16 protein-coding genes and 1 rRNA gene are annotated in these 18,630 nt (G+C 71.5%); 8 read left to right on the plus strand and 9 right to left on the minus strand.

Translation table 11 applies throughout. The annotated features are described in order from the left end of the window. Nucleotides 1-95: ribosomal RNA gene (rrf, locus tag ACWD5D_RS08200) — 5S ribosomal RNA — on the plus strand; the annotation flags it as partial. Between the two features lie 90 nt (nucleotides 96-185). Here rrf and ACWD5D_RS08205 read toward each other — a convergent pair. The 5 genes from ACWD5D_RS08205 to ACWD5D_RS08225 are packed head-to-tail and all read right to left on the minus strand — an operon-like array spanning nucleotide 186 to nucleotide 5,868. Continuing rightward, on the minus strand, nucleotides 186-1,496 hold the full coding sequence (locus ACWD5D_RS08205) for a DUF58 domain-containing protein (protein WP_451371984.1): 1,311 nt from the start codon (nucleotides 1,494-1,496) through the stop codon (nucleotides 186-188). Beyond that, the gene (locus ACWD5D_RS08210; RefSeq protein WP_451371985.1) at nucleotides 1,496-2,485 is read right to left on the minus strand and encodes an AAA family ATPase; all 990 of its coding nucleotides are present in this window, start codon (nucleotides 2,483-2,485) and stop codon (nucleotides 1,496-1,498) included. The genes ACWD5D_RS08205 and ACWD5D_RS08210 overlap by 1 nt, the downstream gene beginning before the upstream one ends. After that, nucleotides 2,485-3,687: a DUF4350 domain-containing protein gene (locus tag ACWD5D_RS08215; RefSeq protein WP_451371986.1), complete on the minus strand. Its 1,203-nt coding sequence runs from the start codon at nucleotides 3,685-3,687 to the stop codon at nucleotides 2,485-2,487. Before ACWD5D_RS08215 ends, ACWD5D_RS08210 begins: the two co-directional genes overlap by 1 nt. Further along, a complete protein-coding gene (locus ACWD5D_RS08220; RefSeq protein ID WP_451371987.1) occupies nucleotides 3,684-4,466 on the minus strand; it encodes a DUF4129 domain-containing protein in 783 nt (260 codons plus the stop codon). Before ACWD5D_RS08220 ends, ACWD5D_RS08215 begins: the two co-directional genes overlap by 4 nt. A 4-nt stretch (nucleotides 4,467-4,470) precedes the next feature. Next, a complete protein-coding gene (locus tag ACWD5D_RS08225) occupies nucleotides 4,471-5,868 on the minus strand; it encodes a DUF7544 domain-containing protein (RefSeq protein ID WP_451371988.1) in 1,398 nt (465 codons plus the stop codon). Nucleotides 5,869-6,008: 140 nt separating this feature from the next. On the opposite strand from ACWD5D_RS08225, the gene mtnA reads away from it, so the two are divergent. Then, nucleotides 6,009-7,151 carry an S-methyl-5-thioribose-1-phosphate isomerase gene (gene mtnA, locus ACWD5D_RS08230; RefSeq protein WP_451371989.1) on the plus strand — a complete coding sequence of 381 codons (1,143 nt, stop codon included), beginning with the start codon at nucleotides 6,009-6,011 and terminating at the stop codon, nucleotides 7,149-7,151. Nucleotides 7,152-7,410: 259 nt separating this feature from the next. Here mtnA and ACWD5D_RS08235 read toward each other — a convergent pair whose 3' ends face one another. Then, entirely contained in the window at nucleotides 7,411-7,635 is a 225-nt protein-coding gene (locus tag ACWD5D_RS08235) for a hypothetical protein (protein WP_451371990.1), read from the minus strand. A gap of 145 nt (nucleotides 7,636-7,780) precedes the next feature. Continuing rightward, the gene (locus tag ACWD5D_RS08240) at nucleotides 7,781-8,086 is read right to left on the minus strand and encodes a helix-turn-helix domain-containing protein (RefSeq protein WP_451371991.1); all 306 of its coding nucleotides are present in this window, start codon (nucleotides 8,084-8,086) and stop codon (nucleotides 7,781-7,783) included. A 724-nt stretch (nucleotides 8,087-8,810) separates the two neighbouring features. On the opposite strand from ACWD5D_RS08240, the gene mtrA reads away from it, so the two are divergent. From mtrA to ACWD5D_RS08270, 6 genes are all read left to right on the plus strand, one after another. After that, on the plus strand, nucleotides 8,811-9,500 hold the full coding sequence (gene mtrA / locus ACWD5D_RS08245; RefSeq protein WP_191870552.1) for a two-component system response regulator MtrA: 690 nt from the start codon (nucleotides 8,811-8,813) through the stop codon (nucleotides 9,498-9,500). 1 nt (nucleotide 9,501) lies between these two features. Then, complete coding sequence (gene mtrB, locus ACWD5D_RS08250) at nucleotides 9,502-11,595, plus strand: MtrAB system histidine kinase MtrB (protein WP_451371992.1); 2,094 nt, start codon at nucleotides 9,502-9,504, stop codon at nucleotides 11,593-11,595. Continuing rightward, the gene (locus ACWD5D_RS08255) at nucleotides 11,585-13,459 is read left to right on the plus strand and encodes an LpqB family beta-propeller domain-containing protein (RefSeq protein WP_451371993.1); all 1,875 of its coding nucleotides are present in this window, start codon (nucleotides 11,585-11,587) and stop codon (nucleotides 13,457-13,459) included. The genes mtrB and ACWD5D_RS08255 overlap by 11 nt, the downstream gene beginning before the upstream one ends. Nucleotides 13,460-13,735: 276 nt before the next feature. Next, nucleotides 13,736-14,611: a ComF family protein gene (locus tag ACWD5D_RS08260; protein WP_451371994.1), complete on the plus strand. Its 876-nt coding sequence runs from the start codon at nucleotides 13,736-13,738 to the stop codon at nucleotides 14,609-14,611. Nucleotides 14,612-14,925: 314 nt separating this feature from the next. Further along, nucleotides 14,926-15,618, plus strand: coding sequence for a ribosome hibernation-promoting factor, HPF/YfiA family (hpf, locus tag ACWD5D_RS08265; protein ID WP_451371995.1), 693 nt, complete (start codon nucleotides 14,926-14,928; stop codon nucleotides 15,616-15,618). 203 nt (nucleotides 15,619-15,821) lie between these two features. Continuing rightward, entirely contained in the window at nucleotides 15,822-16,568 is a 747-nt protein-coding gene (locus tag ACWD5D_RS08270; protein WP_451371996.1) for a response regulator, read from the plus strand. 16 nt (nucleotides 16,569-16,584) lie between these two features. Here ACWD5D_RS08270 and ACWD5D_RS08275 read toward each other — a convergent pair whose 3' ends face one another. Both ACWD5D_RS08275 and ACWD5D_RS08280 read right to left on the minus strand, forming a co-directional pair. After that, nucleotides 16,585-17,787 carry a winged helix-turn-helix domain-containing protein gene (locus ACWD5D_RS08275; protein WP_451371997.1) on the minus strand — a complete coding sequence of 401 codons (1,203 nt, stop codon included), beginning with the start codon at nucleotides 17,785-17,787 and terminating at the stop codon, nucleotides 16,585-16,587. Nucleotides 17,788-17,906: 119 nt separating this feature from the next. Next, the gene (locus ACWD5D_RS08280) at nucleotides 17,907-18,476 is read right to left on the minus strand and encodes a GNAT family N-acetyltransferase (protein WP_451371998.1); all 570 of its coding nucleotides are present in this window, start codon (nucleotides 18,474-18,476) and stop codon (nucleotides 17,907-17,909) included. Nucleotides 18,477-18,630 lie beyond the last annotated feature (154 nt).

The following is an 18,630-nucleotide window of genomic DNA, read 5'->3' on the forward strand; positions in this document are numbered from 1 at the left end:
AAACGCCCGGTTACATTCCGAACCCGGAAGCTAAGCCTCACAGCGCCGATGGTACTGCAGGGGGGACCCTGTGGGAGAGTAGGACGCCGCCGAACAAATTTTGGGAAAACCCCCGCATCCACGGATGCGGGGGTTTTCTGCGTTCAGGGGTCGTTTCCCTCCGAAGAGGGGAGCGGGGTAGGGCCTCAGAGCCGGCCCGCTGCTTTCAGAGCGAGATATGCGTCCGCCAGTGCCGGCGCCAGATCGTCGGGCGTCGCGTCCACCACCGTCACTCCATGGCAGCGCAGTTGATCCGCCGTACGCTGCCGTTCGTTCTGGGCATGAGCCGCAGCCGCGGCTTCGTACACCGAGTCCGCATTCCCCCTGGCCTGAGCCATGCGGGCGATGTGTGGGTCGGCCACGGAGGCGATGAGGACGGTGTGGCGCTGGGTGAGTTGAGGGAGCACAGGCAACAAGCCCTGTTCTACTGGCGCCGCGTCGAGGGTGGTGAACAGGACGAGCAGTGAGCCTCGGCGGGCCGTGCGGAGGGCCGTGGCCGTGAGGCCGCGGGCGTCGGTCTCGACGAGTTCCGGCTCCAAGGTCGCCATCGCGTTGACCAGGGACGGAAGGACGTCACCGGCCGAGCGGCCCTGGACCAGGGCGCGAACCCGGCGGTCGTAGGCCAGCAGGTCCACGCGGTCCCCTGCGCGGGAGGCGAGCGCCGCCAGGAGGAGGGCCGCGTCCAGGGAGGCGTCCAGGCGTGGCACGTCACCCACCCGGCCGGCCGAGGTGCGGCCGGTGTCCAGGACCAGCAGGATGTGACGGTCGCGTTCGGGCCGCCAGGTACGGACGGCGACCGTGGACTGGCGGGCGGTGGCACGCCAGTCGATCGAGCGGGTGTCGTCCCCGGGGACGTACTCGCGCAGGCTGTCGAACTCTGTTCCTTCGCCGCGGGTCAGCACGCTGGTGCGGCCGTCGAGTTCTCGCAGTCGGGCGAGTTTCGACGGCAGGTGCTTGCGGCTGGTGAACGGCGGCAGGACTCGTACGGTCCAGGGCACTTTGTGGGCGCCCTGGCGGGAGAAGAGGCCGAGGGGACCGTAGGACCGGATGGTCACGCGGTCGGCCTGCCGGTCGCCCCGGCGCGTGGGACGCAGCCGGGTGGTGACGCGCCGCCGTTCGCCGGGCGGGACCGCGACGCGGTGCCGGGAGCCTTCCACCTCGGTGCCGGGCTGCCAGCTGCTGGGCGGCCAGGCATCTCGCACCCGTGCCCTCAGGAGGCGCCGGGAGGGGTTGGTGAGGGTGAGGGTGACGTCAGCGGTCTCGCCGAGGCGTGCGGAGGTGTCGCCGGAGCGCGTGAGGACGAGGCGCCGTACAGGCGCCGCGAGCGCGTAGTCGCAGGCACAGGCCAGGGCCAGCGGGCCGTTGACCGCGAGGATGCCCGTCCAGCCGGGCTCCAGGATGCCGACCGGGATGGAGCCGAGGGCCGCCAGGAGAGCGGCGCGTCCGGTGAGCGCCATCAGCGGGGGACCGGAACGTGGGCGAGGATGGCGTTGATGACGGAGTCGGCCGTCACGCCCTCCATCTCGGCCTCGGGGCGCAACTGGACACGGTGGCGCAGGGTGGGCAGGGCGAGGGCCTTCACGTCGTCGGGGATGACGTAGTCACGGCCCGTCAGCCATGCCCAGGCGCGCGAGGTGGCGAGGAGCGCGGTGGCGCCGCGCGGGGAGACGCCCAGGGTGAGGGAGGGCGACTCGCGGGTGGCCCGGCAGATGTCCACCACGTAGGCCGTGATCTCGGGAGAGACGGCCGTCTTGGCGACGGCGGCGCGGGCGGCTTCCAGGTCGGCGGGCCCGGCGACGGGGCGTACGCCGGCGGCGTGCAGGTCGCGCGGGTTGAAGCCCGAGGCGTGGCGGGTGAGGACGTCGATCTCGTCCTGCCGGGAGGGCAGAGAGATCGTCAGTTTGAGGAGGAAGCGGTCCAGTTGGGCTTCGGGCAGGGGGTAGGTGCCCTCGTACTCGACCGGGTTCTGGGTGGCCGCGACCAGGAAGGGGTCGGGCAGGGGGCGCGGGGTGCCGTCGACCGTGACCTGACGTTCCTCCATGGCTTCCAGGAGGGAGGACTGGGTCTTCGGCGGGGTGCGGTTGATCTCGTCCGCGAGGAGCAGGTTGGTGAAGACCGGGCCGGGCTGGAAGGAGAACTCGGCGGTGCGGGTGTCGTAGACGAGGGAGCCGGTGACGTCGCTCGGCATCAGGTCGGGCGTGAACTGGACACGCTTGGTGTCGAGTTCGAGCGCGGATGCGAGCGTGCGGACGAGCAACGTTTTGGCGACTCCAGGGACTCCTTCAAGGAGAACGTGTCCGCGGCACAGGAGGGCGACGACGAGGCCGGTCACTGCGGGGTCCTGGCCGACCACGGCTTTGGCGATCTCGGCGCGCAGAGCCTCCAGCGAGGCTCGGGCGGCGCCCGCGTCCCCAGGGATCCCGGCGTTGTCAGTGGTCGGGTCCATCATGAACGGCGTACCTCTCTTTCGAGGGCGTCGAGTTGGTCGGTGAGTGCGATGAGGGCCGCGTCGTCGCCGGGCGGCGGTCCGAAGAGGAGGGAGTGCAGGTCCTGTCCGTCACCGTGCAGGTGGGCGGAGAGGGCGGGGAGCAGGGCTTCGGGGGCGTGCGCCTGGGCGACGGGGACGCCGACGAGGGGAGCGAGGCGTGTGCGGGTGGTGGAGCGTAGGGCGGCGGCCGCGCGGTCGCGGGCGTTGGCCTTGCGGTAGAGGCGGGCGCGGCCTTCGACGGCTTCGGAGGCGCGGATCGCTACGGGGAGTCGTTCGGCCACGAGCGGGCCGAACCGGCGTCCCCGCCAGAAGGCGGCGAGGGCCGCGGCGATGAACAGCTGAAGGGTGCCCCACAGCCAGCCCGAGGGGAGCAGGTCGAGGAAGCTCTTGCGGTCGCCGGTGTCGGTGACGGGGGAGTCGGCGAGCGAGGGGAGGTACCAGACCAAATGAGGTCGGGAGCCGAGGAGTTGGAGGGCGAGCGAGGCGTTGCCCTGCTCGTCGAGGCGGTCGTTGAGGAGGATGTCGGGCGCGCCGAGGGCGACGGTGTCGCCGTCCCCGGAGGCCGCGGGGACGCGCACCAGGGTGGCGAGCCGGTTGCTGGGGTAGCAGGTGTCGGCGCCCGGGGCGGTGGTGGTGTAGCGGATGCCGCCGGTGTCGGCGCGGCCGGCTCGCCCGGCCTCGGGGAGGGCGCAGTCGGGGTCGAGCGCGGAGTCGATGCTGGTGGCGGGGGACGCGGCGACGCCGGGAGCGAGTCGCCCGATGGACCAGGTGCCGGCGGCGACGAGCACGGTGCGCCCGCCGGAGGACGCCGTCGCGGCGTGCAATTGGTCCTGCTGACGGTGGGTCAGCAGGTCGGGTACGGCGACCAGGAGGGTGGTGTCCGGTCCGGCGGCGGCACGTGCCGCCCCGAGCGAGGTGACGACGCGCGTGGAGACCCCCCGTTCGGCGAGGAGTTCGGCGACGGCGCGGCTGCCGTAGGGGTCGGCGGAGCGTGGGTCGAGGTCGCCGTGCCGGGTCTGCGAGCGGACGACGGCGATCGCGACGGCCGCGATCAGGAGGAGGGCGAGGGCGAGGACGATGCCTCGCGTGCGCGTCCACACCTGACGGGTGTTGGGCGAGAGCGACGTGGTCGGCGGCGCCGTGGCGGCCCGGGTGCTCATTCGGCGGCCCCCTTGGGGGTGTTGCGGGCCGTGCCGACGGCGCTTGCGGCGAGCGTCGGGCGGGTGCGTTCCAGGTCGCGATCGAGTTCGGCGATGCGCTGGTACGACAGCTCGCTCGCGCTGCGCCCGCCGTATGTGACGTCGTCGAACTCCCGGGCGGCGGAGCGTAGTCGGTCCGCGTGCGTGGGCAGGGCGCGGCCGGCCTCCGCGGCCGCTTCGTCGGCGGTGCGGCCGGGCCGGTCGTCGAGCAGGGTCCGTTCCTCCAGGGAGCGGACGATGGCCCGCATGCGCTCCTGGACGGCCTGGTTCCAGTGGCCCTGGGCGGCGTGGGCCTCGCCGGCCGCGCGGTGTTCGGCCGCGCTGCGGGGGCGCTCGTCGAACAGGGTCGCGGCGGAGGTGGGTTGGCGTCGCGGAGTGCCCAGACGCCACCACAGTGCCGCGAGGACGGCGACGACGAACAGGATCACGACGACGAGGCCGATCGTGCCGCCGGGGGTGGCGGAGGCGGCCGAGCCGAACAGATCGCCCACCCAGTCCCAGAACGCGTTCAGGGCACGCTGGAAGAGGCTGGGGTCGTTCTCGTGGTACATCCGTTTGGACAGCTCGCGGCGTGCCGCCTCGCGAGCGGGATCACGCGGGATGGTCACGGGCGGCTCGTCCCCGGAGCCGCCGAGTGCCATGACGGCCGTGTCCGCTGCGCGCAGCAGGCGTGCCCCGGCCGAGTCGGCGGCGCCGGGCAGGGCCGGCGCCGCCGTGAGAACTCCCCCCGTCGGACTCACCCCATCAGCTCCCCGGAACGGCGCCGGGGGTGGCGGTGCCGTGGCCCTGGACACCGGCGGCGCGGGCCAGTTCGAGGTCGAGGGCCTCGCGGCGGATGCGCTGGTCGATGTAGAGGAGCACGGTGACGCCCGCGTTGATCGGGAGCGTGATCGTCGAGCCGATGATCGAGCCGATGCCGGTGATGATCAGGAACGACCAGCCGGCGGGGTGCTGGGTGGTGGCGAACAGGCCCGTCGCGCCTTCGCCGCTCACGGCGGCCGCGATGAAGGTGAAGGGGACCACGATGATCGAGGCGGCGACGTTGGTGATGATCCCGGCGAGCAGCTGAATGCCGAGGACACGCCACCAGGAGCCGCGGACCAGCTTGGTGGACCGGCTCATCGCCTTCACCACGCCCTGCCGCTCCAGCATCAGCGCCGGCGAGGCGAGAGAGAAGCGGACCGTCAGCCAGATCCCGACCACGATGGCGGCGAGGATGCCCAGGACGAGCAAGGTGATCGTGATGCCGTCGTTGCCGCCGGCGATGGCGGAGATGATGCCCGGCAGCGCGCCGACGGTCAGGACGCCGACGGAGATGAGGCCCAGCAGGAGCAGCAGGCCGAACAGCTTCGGGATCTGCGGGCGGGAGTCGCGCCAGGCCTCGCCCGCGCTGACCGGCTTGCCGATGACGGCACGGCTGGTGACGGTCGTCAGCAGGGCGGTCGAGATGATGGTGCCGACCACGGAGACCAGGGCCACGATGCCGGCGCCGGCCATGAGGGTGCCGAAGGACCGGAGTATCTCTTTCGCCGAGGCGCTGGGGTCGCTGAGGGTGTTCGTGGTGTCGTCGAGGACGAGGCCCTGCAGCAGGAGCACGCCGAGCTGTGTGACGACCGAGACCGTCAGCGAGATGCCGAGGACCGTGCGCCAGTAGGCGCGCATGGTGGAGACGGCGCCGTCGAGGATCTCGCCGATGCCGAGCGGGCGCAGCGGGATCACACCGGGCTTGGCCGCGGGCGGGGGGCCGCCCCAGCCGCCCCAGCCTCCGTAACCGCCGGGAGCTCCGTAACCACCCGGGCCGCCGGGGCCACCCCAGCCTGGACCGCCGTACCCGCCGGGGCCTCCGTATCCGCCGGGACCGGCGGGGCCGCCAGGACCGGCGGGCGGCTGGCCGCCCCAGCCCGGGCCGGGCGGCGGAGGCGGTGGGGTCTGGCCGGGGTTCGGGGCTCCGGTGGGCGCGGACCACTGGCCGGCCGGTGGCTGCTGGTCGGACCATTTCGCGCCGGGGCCCTGCGGGTGCGCGCCTGGCTGAGCGGCGGGCTCGGTGGGGCCAGGACGGTCGGCGGACCCGGTGGCGCCGGGCTCCCGTCCGTCGGACGACGGGTCGGATCCGGGCGAGGCCCAGCCCGGAGTGTCAGTCATCGAAGCTCCTTCACGGTGCCCGTCCGCGGTCGCGGCGGCAGGTTGGCAGACATCGTGCCATGGGGTGGTGACACCGTGACCGGCCGCGGTAGGAGCTGTGCACCTTCAATTGTCCGGTGGATACGGGGCAGACTGACCGCATGGCTGATCAGCAGGCGCAACTCGACGAGGGCAGGCGGTCGACCGGAATACCAGTTCTCCGCTGGGAGGAACCACCCGAAGGTCCCGTACTGGTCCTTCTCGACCAGACGAGGCTTCCGGCCGAGGAGGTCGAGCTGGTGTGCACGGACGCGCCGGCGTTGGTGGAGGCGATCCGTTCGCTCGCCGTGCGCGGTGCGCCGGTGCTCGGCGTCGCGGGCGCGTACGGCGTCGCGCTCGCCGCCGTGCGGGGCTTCGACGTGGACGAGGCCGCGCAGGCGCTCGAGAGTGCCCGGCCGACCGCGGTGAACCTCTCCGTCGGCGTGCACAGGGCCCTGTCCGCGTACCGGTCCGCGCTCGCCGGGACCGGTGACACGGAGGCGGCGGCGACGGCGGCGCTGGACGCGGCGCGGGCGCTGCACCGGGAGGACGCCGAGGCCAGCACCCGGATGGGAGCCCACGGGCTGGCCCTGCTGCACGAGCTGCTGCCGGGCGGCGGGCACCGGATCCTGACCCACTGCAACACCGGAGCGCTGGTGTCCGGCGGGGAGGGCACGGCGTTCGCGGTGGCCCTGGCCGCTCACCGGGCCGGACAGCTCAGGCGCCTGTGGGTGGACGAGACGCGTCCGCTGCTGCAGGGCGCTCGCCTGACGGCGTACGAAGCGGCCCGCAGCGGTATGGCGTACACCTTGCTCACCGACAACGCGGCCGGTTCGCTGTTCGCGGCCGGGGAGGTCGACGCGGTGCTCATCGGCGCGGACCGGATCGCGGCCGACGGTTCGGTGGCGAACAAGGTGGGGAGCTATCCGCTCGCGGTGCTCGCGCGCTACCACCATGTGCCGTTCATCGTGGTGGCGCCGGTGACGACGGTGGATCCGCAGACACCGGACGGTGCGTCCATCGAGATAGAGCAGCGCCCTGGCTTCGAGGTGACCGAGGTGACAGCGCCCCAGGGCGCGGCGACGGGAGCGGGGAGCGGGATCCCGGTGGCACCGCTGGGGACCCAGGCCTACAACCCCGCGTTCGACGTGACACCTCCCGAACTGGTGACGGCGATCGTCACCGAGCAGGGAGTCGTCTCACCGGTGACGGCCGAGGCACTCGCGGAGCTGTGCGGTCGGTCGCCTCAGGTGACGACCGGCTAGGCACGGCGCCCGGGACCGGGGTGGCGGCAGCCGGTGCAGGGTGGCGCGGCTGCCGCGATGACCAGGGGCGGACAGTCGCGAGGAACAGGGGCAGACAGTGACGGTCTCGTACGACTATCGTCACTGGCCAGTGACCTGCCTCACCTGCGGCTCTGTCTTCGTTACGAGAATGGGATGCTCCCGGCCTGATCAACGGAAACGGCCCCGCTGCCTGCAACGATGCGCGAGGCGAGGGGCCGTGACATCCAACGGCTACATCTCAGGTGGCGTGGAGGGGGCACCGTTCATCGGCCGCCAGGTGAACGCTTCCCTCCCAGACGTAGAAGCCCCCGTCGAGCCATCCTGTGCCCCCACAGGCGCAGTCGGCGGGGTCGAGAGAGAGCCGCAGGCCCACGGTGTAGTGGGCTCCCTCGGGTGCCTTGCCGGGGCGGTGCGACCCTGTGGAGCAGGAGCAGGGCAGGGACTTTCCAGGCTTCCCGGTCACGGAACCATCATCGATGGTGACGCAGCTCCCGAAACAGGTCGGGCAGGGTGCTTCTGTCATGATGAGGGCAGATCGATTCGACATGGCTTCGACTCCTTCGAATCGGACGAGGCCGCGCCCGGTGTCGACGGGTGCGGCCTAACTTTCAGTGCTCCGTGTTCTTGCCCCAACGGGCCACGGTGGCGCGGGAGATCCCGGTGAGTTCAGCGACGCGGCGGGTGGGGACCCCGGCGCGGATGGCTTCGAGGATCAAGGGGCGGAGATGGGTGTCCATCCGCTCCAACTCGGACGCGAGGCGGACACGCTCTTTGCCTGGCTCTACCAGCTGCCGTACGGCCTTGGCCCGAGCGTCTTCGGGGGTGCTCGCGGAGGCGTCCGTTGCGAGGGCTTGGACGGTACGGGGTGGTCGCTGCACGGCCTTGGGGCGCTGTCGATTTCGGCGGGTGGACATGCATCCATGCTGCCACTCTGTCTCACACGAGACAAGTAAGCGTGGGTAAGACGCATATGCCAACTTGGGACGTCGATAGAACCCCAGTTCAGAGGGATCTTGTGATCCTGAACTGGCCCATAGGGCAGGGAGTTGTTACAGGTTTCTCTACCTCATCAAGCCCCGGCTGCGCTCCGCTCCGCCGGGCGCGCTCCCGGCCCCGCTGCGCGCTGCGCTCCTGCCTTCGGCCCGCTCCGCGCACGCTGTGCCGACGCGCGCCCACATGTGGATAGGGCCGGTGGCCATGAGTTGATCACCGCAGAGTGCGGCCACGGTCAGAACAATGCCTCCGGCGGGGGATCGGCCGACACCGGGATGGAGGGGGCGCCGCTCCCGGCTGCGGGCCCGTACTGGCGTGCGTGGGGTGCTCCCATCCCGTACGCCATCGACCCAGGCAGAGCCGAGCAGACGCGGCCCAGGGCGTCAAGGTCGTTCGTACAGTGGCGCGCTCCACCTTGACGCCCTGAACCACGCCCGCTCCACGGTGTGTGGGTCGACGGCGTACGGGATGGGAGCTGGGGAGGGTGGTGGGCGAGGATCGCGGGATGGGTGCCGGTCCGCGGGCTGACATCAGTGATGACATCAACGTCTGCGGATCAGGGCAGACAGTGACAGCCCCATACGACTATCGTCACTGGCTGGTGACCCTGCTCACCTGCGCCACCTTCACTGTTATGAGAATGGGATGATGTCGTTTATGAAGGGACGAGTCCTTGTCGTCGACGACGACACCGCACTGGCCGAGATGCTCGGCATCGTGCTGCGTGGTGAAGGTTTTGAGCCGTCTTTCGTAGCCGATGGCGACAAGGCGCTGGCCGCGTTCCGTGAGACCAAGCCTGATCTGGTGCTGCTCGATCTGATGCTGCCCGGCAGGGACGGCATCGAGGTCTGCCGTCTGATCCGGGCGGAGTCCGGAGTGCCGATCGTGATGCTGACGGCGAAGAGCGACACGGTCGACGTCGTCGTGGGCCTGGAGTCGGGCGCCGACGACTACATAGTGAAGCCGTTCAAGCCCAAGGAGCTGGTGGCCCGCATTCGGGCGCGACTGCGGAGGTCGGAGGAGCCGGCGCCGGAGCAGCTCACCATCGGTGACCTGGTGATCGACGTGGCCGGGCACTCCGTGAAGCGGGACGGGCAGTCGATCGCGCTGACCCCGCTCGAGTTCGACCTGCTGGTCGCGCTCGCGCGCAAGCCGTGGCAGGTGTTCACGCGCGAGGTGCTGCTCGAGCAGGTGTGGGGCTACCGGCACGCGGCCGACACGCGGCTGGTCAACGTGCACGTCCAGCGCCTGCGCTCCAAGGTCGAGAAGGACCCGGAGCGGCCGGAGATCGTGGTGACCGTCCGTGGTGTCGGTTACAAGGCCGGACCGAGCTGACATGTCCGCAGACAGCGCCGCTTCGGCTCCCGGCCGGCCCGGGGACCGTCCGGGGCGGCCTGTCGGCCGGAAGGCGACGGGTTCGCGTTGGGGGCGCCTGCTCGAGGGCGGGCTGTTGCAGGGCGGAGTCCAGGGGAGCCCGGTCGTCCGCCTGTTCATGCGCTGGGTGCGTCGTCCGCTGCTGCCCGTCATGCGACTGTGGCGGCGCAACATCCAGCTGAGGGTCGTCGCAACGACCCTGGTGATGTCGCTGGGTGTCGTCCTGCTGCTGGGCTTCGTCGTGATCGGGCAGGTGCGCAACGGCCTGCTGGACGCGAAGGTGAAGGCCTCCCAGAGCCAGGCCACCGGCGGTTTCGCGGTGGCCAAGCAGAATGCCGACGAAGCCGCCGTCGGTGCCACGGGCACCGGCGGCACCGACGGCGTGCCCGCCACCGACGGACAGCAGTCGCAGAACGTCATCCAGTGGATGAGCGACCTCGTGGAGTCGCTCTCCAGCGGCGGCGCGGGCGCCTTCGACGTCGTGACGCTGCCCGTGGGTGACGACACCGGCGGCGGGCGCAGCCCGCGCGGTTCCGGGTACGTCAGCCCGACCGACAGCGTTCCCGCCGACCTGCGCGAGCGGGTCAACAGCAGCACGACCGCCGCGCAGAGCTACACCCGGATCGTCTACAGCAACGGCAAGGACTCCCAGCCGGCGCTGGTCATCGGCAAGCAGGTCAACGACCCCAACGGTCACCCCTACGAGCTGTACTACCTCTTCCCGCTCACGCAGGAGGAGAAGTCCCTGAGCCTGGTCAAGGGCACGCTCGCGACCGCCGGACTCTTCGTCGTCGTACTCCTCGGCGCCATCGCCTGGCTGGTGGTGCGGCAGGTCGTCACGCCCGTGCGGATGGCGGCCGGGATCGCGGAGCGGCTGTCCGCAGGGCGGCTGCAGGAGCGCATGAAGGTCACCGGCGAGGACGACATCGCCCGCTTGGGCGAGGCCTTCAACAAGATGGCGCAGAACCTCCAGGTGAAGATCCAGCAGCTGGAGGACCTGTCGCGGATGCAGCGGCGGTTCGTCTCCGATGTCTCGCACGAGCTGCGCACGCCGCTGACCACCGTCCGGATGGCCGCCGACGTCATCCACGAGGCGCGCGAGGACTTCGACCCGGTGACCGCCCGGTCCGCCGAACTGCTCGCCGACCAGCTGGACCGGTTCGAGTCGCTGCTCGCGGACCTGCTGGAGATCAGCCGCTTCGACGCGGGCGCGGCCGCGCTGGAGGCCGAGCCGATAGACCTCAGGGAGGTCGTGCGGCGGGTGGTCGGCGGGGCCGAGCCGCTCGCCGAGCGCAAGGGCACCCGCATACGGGTCGTCGGCGACCAGCAGCCCGTCGTCGCCGAGGCCGATGCCCGGCGGGTGGAGCGCGTGCTGCGCAACCTCGTCGTCAACGCCGTCGAGCACGGTGACGGCAAGGACGTCGTCGTCAAACTCGCCGCCGCGGGTGGCGCGGTCGCCATCGCGGTGCGCGACTACGGCGTCGGGCTCAAGCCCGGCGAGGCCACCCGCGTCTTCAGCCGCTTCTGGCGGGCCGACCCGGCACGCGCGCGTACCACCGGTGGTACGGGCCTCGGGCTGTCGATCGCCCTGGAGGACGCCAGGCTGCACGGCGGCTGGCTGCAGGCCTGGGGCGAGCCGGGCGGGGGCTCGCAGTTCCGGCTGACGCTGCCGCGGACCGCGGACGAGCCGCTGCGGGGCTCGCCGATACCGCTGGAGCCCAAGGACTCGCGCCGAGGCCGCGGACTCGACGACGCCGGCCGGCCCCGCGGGGCCGAGGAGAAGCGGGCGACCGTTCCGGTGCAGCCCGGCGGCACGATGCCGTCGCTGGCACCGGGCGCCTCGATCCCGCAGCGCCGGACCGCCGCCAGCCCTGTGGTCGACCCGACCGCCCTGCCCGGCAACGGCAACGGCGCGCGCGTGGTGCCCCGGCCCGGCGGAGGCCAGCACCTCGACGGCAGGCCCGCCGGACCGGTGACCGACACCCACGAGGCACGACAGGATCCGCCCGGGCAGCACGAGACGACCGAGCCAGGGGAGGCATTTCGTGGGCGCTGACCGCGAGGGGGGCGCCGGGCGCCGACGGTGGCGCGCGGTGGCGTACGCCGCCTGCGGGGCCGTACTGCTGGCCGGGTGCGCCACGATGCCCGACAGCGGGGACCTGCGGAACGTCGAGTCCACGCCCCGGCAGGACACCGGCGTACGCGTCTTCGCCGTACCGCCCGCCGAGAACGCCTCCTCCAGCGAGATCATGCAGGGCTTCCTGGAGGCGCTGACCAGCGACGACCCGCAGTACGACACGGCCCGCAAGTACCTCACGACGGACGCCGCGCGCTCCTGGCGGCCGGAGCGCTCGACCACCGTCCTCGCCGACGGGCCGAGCATCCCGACCGATGCCCCGCTGAACGGTCGGGAGCAGACCGAGTCCCGCACCTACGTCCTGGCGGGCAACAAGGTCGCCACGGTGGACGCACAGCAGGCCTACGCGCCCGCCGACGGCTCCTACCGCACCAAGGTGCATCTCACGAGGGACCCCAAGAACGGGCAGTGGCGCATCGACGCGCCGCCCGAGGGCGTCGTCATGGGCAAGTCGGACTTCCAGCGCAACTACACGTCCGTCGACAAGTACTACTTCGCCACCCACACCAGGGTCGGGGCGACCGGGGAGCCGGTGGCGGTCGCCGATCCGGTGTTCGTGCGCAGCAAGGTCGACTCGATGACCCAGCTGGTGCGCTCGCTGCTGAACGGGCCCACCGACTGGCTCGAGCCGGTGGTCAGGTCCAGTTTCCCGACCGGTACGGCTCTGCAGAAGGGCGTGTCGGGGCTGACGCCCGACGACCAGAACAAGCTCACGGTCCTGCTCAACGACAAGGCCTCCCGGGTGGGCCAGGCCCGGTGCACGGAGATGGCCACCCAGCTGCTGTTCACGCTGCGGAACCTGACGCCGACCCTGGAGTCCGTCGAGCTGCGGGGGCCCGGCGGACACCGGCTGTGCGAGCTGACGGAGGAGCGTGCCGAGTCCGGTGCCTGGCACGCCTCGGCTCAGAGCCCCGAGTACCTGTACTACCTGGACGGCAAGCACCGGCTGCTGCGGCTGCCGACCGGATCCACCGGGACCAGCGGCACTCCGGTGCCGGGCGTGTTCGGTCAGGGCGCCAAGGAACTGCGGTCGGTGGCCGTCTCGCGGGACGAGCACACGGTGGCCGGGGTCAGCGCCGACGGCAGGTCGCTGTTCATGACGTCGCTGACCGCGGGTGGTGCGCTCGGGAATCCGGTGATCACCAGCCAGGGCGCGAACCTGAAGGACGACCGGCTGACCAACCCGAGCTGGGACACGCGCGGCGACCTGTGGGTGGCCGACCGGGACCCGCGCCGGCAGCGGCTGTACGTCGTGGAGCAGGACGCAGACAGGACGGATAAGCCGGGCAAGCCGAACAAGCCGGTGGAGGTCTCCCTGCCGGATCTGCCCGGCCGGATCGAGGACGTGCGGGTCGCGGCCGACGGGGTGCGGGTCGCGCTGGTCGTCGCGAAGGGCGGCAAGCACTCGCTGCTGATCGGCCGGATCGAGCGGGAGGGCACGGAGGGGGACGCGGGTGACGCGCCGGCGGTCGTCGATCCGCGTCCGGCCGCCCCGGACATGGAGCTGGTCACCGCGATGTCCTGGGCGGGCGACAGCCGGCTGGTCGTGGTCGGCCGTGAGCAGGGTGGCGTGCACCAGATGAGGTACGTCCAGGTCGACGGCTCCACGCTGGACGGTCCGGCGCCCGCGGCGCTCTCGGGTGTGGAGACGATCGCCGCCTCGGAGGACGAGCGGGCGCCGCTGGTGGCCTACTCGGCGGAGGACGGGATCGTGCGGCTGCCCACCGGGGCGCAGTGGCAGAAGGTGGACAAGGACGGGACGGCGCCGGTCTATCCGGGCTGAGGGCGCGGACGCCTGGTTTTCGGCCGTCTTCCGGCGGTGCTCGGGCCGTCTTCCGGTGCTGCTCGGGCTGAGTTCCGCGGTGCTCCGGCCGGCTTCCAGCCGGGTTTCGGATGCCATCCGGCTGTGTTCCGGGTGGGGCTGTTCCGGCGCCCGTACAGGGTTTGTGTACGCCCCTCACCTGCGCGAGTGAGGGGCTTCGGGCGCTTGCCCGCGTTGTCCACAGGGCGCTGTCCACAGGGGTGGCAGGTCCTTCCGGGGGTTGGCACAGTGGTGGACATGCGGGGGTGGTGGCAGGACCTCACCGACCTGGTGCTGCCGGCCGAGTGCGGAGGCTGTGGAGCACCTCGTACGGTGCTCTGCCCGCGGTGCTGGGCAGCCCTGGGCGGAGCCGTGCCGCGCCGGGTGCGGCCGGTGCCGGAGCCGCCGGGACTGCCGGTGGTGCACGCGGCGGCGCCGTACGCGGGGGAGGTGCGCGCGCTTCTCCTCGCACACAAGGAGCGGGGCGCGCTGGCGCTCGCGGGAGCCCTGGGCTCGGCTCTGGCAGGGGCCCTGCGCGCGGGTCTCGCGGCGGGTGGAGCCGGTCGGCAGGGGCTCGGGCCCGTGGTGCTCGTGCCGGTGCCCTCGGCGCGGTGGGCCGTGCGGGCGCGTGGGCACGATCCGGTGCGGCGGATGGCGCTCGCCGCGGCCGGGGAGCTGCGGCGCACCGGGACACCGGCCCGGGTGGCAGCCGTGCTGCGGCAGCGGCGGGCCGTCGCGGACCAGGCGGGTCTGGACGCGCGGCGGCGCAGGGAGAACGTCGCGGGTGCGCTGGAGGTGACGGCAGGTGGGACACGGCTGCTCGACGGCGGACGGGTCGTGCTCGTCGACGACCTGATCACGACGGGCGCAAGCCTCGCGGAGGCGGCGCGGGCCCTGCGCGAGACGGTCGGTTCCCACCGTGACGGGAGAAAGGGGAGAAGTGGAGGGGCGCAGACCGTGTACGCGAGCGCAACTCGGGAAGGAAGGGGGGAACAACGGACGGAAACACGATCGGTGAGGGGGAACTGGGTGCACGGTGCACCGGAAAAAGCGGCGTCGAACGTCAACGAAGTGGCACTCCATGCCGCCGTGGTCGCCGCTCCCAGCGTTTCTTTCGGAATAAACAGGAACTGAAGGCGAGCCTGCATCGTTGCAGGTAGCGAGAGCGTCAATTCACTTGAACGGAGGTACGCGGCGGTAGAGGGTGACGACATCCGTCCGGGCGAGATATGTTCGGTTGAGAGGAAAGGCGCAGGCCACACCTCCCATATCCGAATGCCGTGCTGCGGGTTTTCCGCAATCACCCGCTTCGGTGGGGTGGAGATCTTGTCCATGGGGGAGGAGGAGGTGGAGTCACCGAGTCCGGGGTTCCGGGGTTCGCCGGAGCCTGGTGCAAAAAGGGAGACGCTCCGCCGACGGAGCGGAGTGATCCGGGAACGGAGTTCTGCGTGGACATCGTCGTCAAGGGCCGCAAGACCGAGGTGCCCGAGCGGTTCCGCAAGCACGTGGCCGAGAAGCTGAAGCTGGAGAAGATCCAGAAGCTCGACGGCAAGGTGATCAGCCTCGACGTCGAGGTGTCCAAGGAGCCCAACCCCCGACAGGCCGACCGCTGTGACCGAGTGGAGATCACGCTCCGCTCCCGCGGTCCGGTGATCCGGGCGGAGGCGTCGGCCAGCGACCCGTACGCGGCACTCGACATCGCCGCGGAGAAGCTGGGCGCCCGGCTGCGCAAGCAGCACGACAAGCGTGTGGTGCGCCGCGGCGCACGACGGATCCCGGCGGCCGAGGTGCCCGACCGCGTCCCGGGCGTGGCGACGCTCAACGGCAACGGCCTTCCCGTCCACGACGAGGACATGGAAGGAGTGCCGACGAAGAGGATCGGCTCGCTGGAGGTCAAGGGCGAAGGCCCCCTGGTCGTCCGCGAGAAGACCCACGTCGCTGCCCCGATGAGCCTTGACCAGGCTCTCTACGAGATGGAACTGGTCGGCCACGACTTCTACCTGTTCGTCGACTCCGAGACCAAGGAGCCGAGCGTCGTCTATCGGCGCCACGCCTATGACTACGGCGTCATCCACCTCAGCACGGAACTGATGGTCGCCGAGGCGCAGGCGACCGTGGCGGGCGGCACGCTGAGCGGCTGAGCTGCCCGATCGAAGCGGAGCAGGTGCCCCTGGAGCGCGTGTGCGCCCCCAGGGGCACCCGTGTGCGGCCAGATCGCGCCCCGCACGTCACCGCGGTGACGTCCGGGCATGAAATCATGGGCGCACCGGCCCAACCGGTGGGCCGCTGCCTTGCGTTGGCGATGGCACAGGACCACAGGCCACAGCCTTCAGGGGGAGGAACGATGGCGGACACCTTCGGACCGATGCGCGTCCCGGACGCCGACGACGGCGTCATCGGTATGGGCCCGGACACGGACTCTCCACGCAAGGAGCCGATCAGGGTCCTGGTCGTGGACGACCACGCCCTCTTCCGCCGGGGTCTGGAGATCGTGCTCGCGGCCGAGGAGGACATTCAGGTCGTGGGCGAGGCGGGCGACGGGGCCGAGGCCGTCGACAAGGCGGCCGACCTGCTGCCCGACATTGTGTTGATGGACGTGCGGATGCCCAAGCGCGGTGGGATCGAGGCCTGCACCTCCATCAAGGAGGTCGCCCCCAGCGCGAAGATCATCATGCTGACGATCAGCGACGAGGAGGCCGACCTCTACGACGCGATCAAGGCGGGCGCGACCGGATACCTGCTCAAGGAGATCTCCACCGACGAGGTGGCCACCGCCATTCGCGCGGTGGCCGACGGGCAGTCGCAGATCAGCCCGTCCATGGCGTCCAAGCTCCTCACCGAGTTCAAGTCGATGATCCAGCGCACCGACGAGCGCCGGCTGGTGCCCGCGCCCCGGCTGACCGACCGCGAGCTCGAGGTGCTCAAGCTCGTCGCCACGGGGATGAACAACCGGGACATCGCCAAGGAACTGTTCATCTCCGAGAACACTGTGAAGAACCATGTGCGCAACATCCTGGAGAAGCTGCAGCTGCACTCCAGGATGGAGGCGGTCGTCTACGCGATGCGCGAGAAGATCCTCGAGATCCGCTAGTGCCTGCCGCCCGTGCCTAGGCGAGGGCGCGGGCGAGTTCCCGGGCGAGGGGCTCGCGGAGTTCGGGGGCGTCCACGCGCTCCACCCGGACGTCCGTGCAGTTCACCCAGGTCGCCGCCTCGATCAGGGCCTGGGCGACCGCCGGGACGGCCTTCCGACCGTCCAGAGTGACCTGCTTGGCGACCAGGGTGTGACCCTCACGGGCAGGGTCGACACGGCCGATCAGCCGGCCGCCGGCCAGCACCGGCATCGCGAAATAGCCGTACACCCGCTTCTGCTTGGGGACATAGGCATCCAGGCGGTGGGTGAAGCCGAAGATCCGCTCCGTGCGCGCCCGCTCCCACACCAGTGAGTCGAACGGGGACAGCAGCGTGGTGCGGTGCCGGCCGCGCGGCGGTGTCGCGAGGGCGGCCGGGTCCGCCCAGGCGGGCCGGTTCCAGCCCTCGACCTCAACCGGCACCAGACCCGAGTCGGCGATCACGGCATCCACCTGTTCGCCCTTGAGGCGGTGGTAGTCGGCGATGTCCGCGCGCGTGCCGACGCCGAGGGCCTCGCCGGCCAGCCGGACCAGGCGGCGCACGCACTCGGTGTCGTCCAGCTCGTCGTGCAGCAGCGGGCCCGGGATCGCGCGCTCGGCGAGGTCGTACACCCGCTTCCAGCCGCGGCGCTCGACGCACACCACCTCGCCGTACATCAGCGCGCGCTCCACGGCGACCTTGGTGCCGGACCAGTCCCACCAGTCGTCGGTCTTCTTCGCGCCGCCGAGCTCCGTGGCCGTCAGCGGCCCTTCCGCGCGCAGCTGCTTGATGACCTGGTCGTAGGTGCCGTCGGGCAGCTCGTGGTTCCAGTGCGGGCGGGCACGGTAGGCGCGGCGGCGGAAGGCGAAGTGCGGCCACTCCTCGACCGGGAGGATGCACGCGGCGTGCGACCAGTACTCGAAGGCGTGAGGCCGGGCCACAGGCGCGCCGGGGGACGAGGCCTTCCAGTAGGCCGACTCCGCGGTCCTGCGGCCGACCGCGCCCAGGCGCGCGTACGGGACCAGTTCGTGGGAGCGGGCGAGCACCGAGATCGTGTCGAGCTGGACCGCGCCGAGGTGGCGGAGCACCCCGCGGACACCGGCCCGCCGGTCGGGCGCGCCGAGGAAGCCCTGGGCCCGCAGGGCGATACGGCGGGCGTCGTCCGCGGTGAGGGAGGTGGCGGGGCGCGGAAGGGTCGTCATGCCTCGGACGATAGGTGGTGCCACTGACAATCCCCCGTGAGCTGCGCTTTCGCCTCACGGCGGGGCAACGGCGCGCGGGCCGGCACGCCGCTCACGAGCGCGTGGGCGGGTTCGGCCGGTCAGGGGCGGGCGGGCAGGTACGGGGCCGCGGACGGCAGGCCCAGGTCCGAAGGGAGCAGGGAGCCGACCCAGCAGTCCCGCCGCACCCCCTTGTTGTTGAGCCCGGAGCGCAGCGTGCCCTCCACGGTGAAGCCCGCGCGCTCGGCCACCGCGCGCGAGGCGAGATTGCCGACCTCGGCGCGCCACTCGACGCGGTCGACGCCCAGCTCGGTGAAGATCCACCGGCAGGCGGTGAGCGTGGCCTCCGTGATGTAGCCGCGGCCGCGATGTTCCTTGGTCGCCCAGAAGCCGACCTCCGCCGCGCCGAGCCCGCGCATCGTGAGGCCGAGCATGCCGGCCAGCTCCCCGCCGGTCAGGAAGACCCCGAACGTGAACATCGAACTCTGCGACCAGCCGTCGGGCACCATCTCCTCCGTGAAGCCGCGGGCGTGCTCGGGCAGATAGGGCGAGGGGACCACGGTCCAGCGCTGGATCTCGGAATCCTGGGCGGCCGCGTACACCGCGTCGGTGTCGGCCGGCCCCACGGTGCGCAACACGAGACGGTCGGTGGTCAGGGTGACGGGTTCCATCGGCCGATTCTTCTCCGACGACCCGCGCCTCGCCATAGGTTTTCGCCATGAGTGAGCGCGTCGTCACAATTCGCGCAAATCCTCGCGGTGACGCGGCACTATCCTCGGTCGCCGCCCGTTGTCCAGGGTGAAGGAGCCGTCGAACCGCCAGGCC

The sequence above is a fragment of the Streptomyces sp. NPDC002520 genome (genome assembly GCF_053595235.1).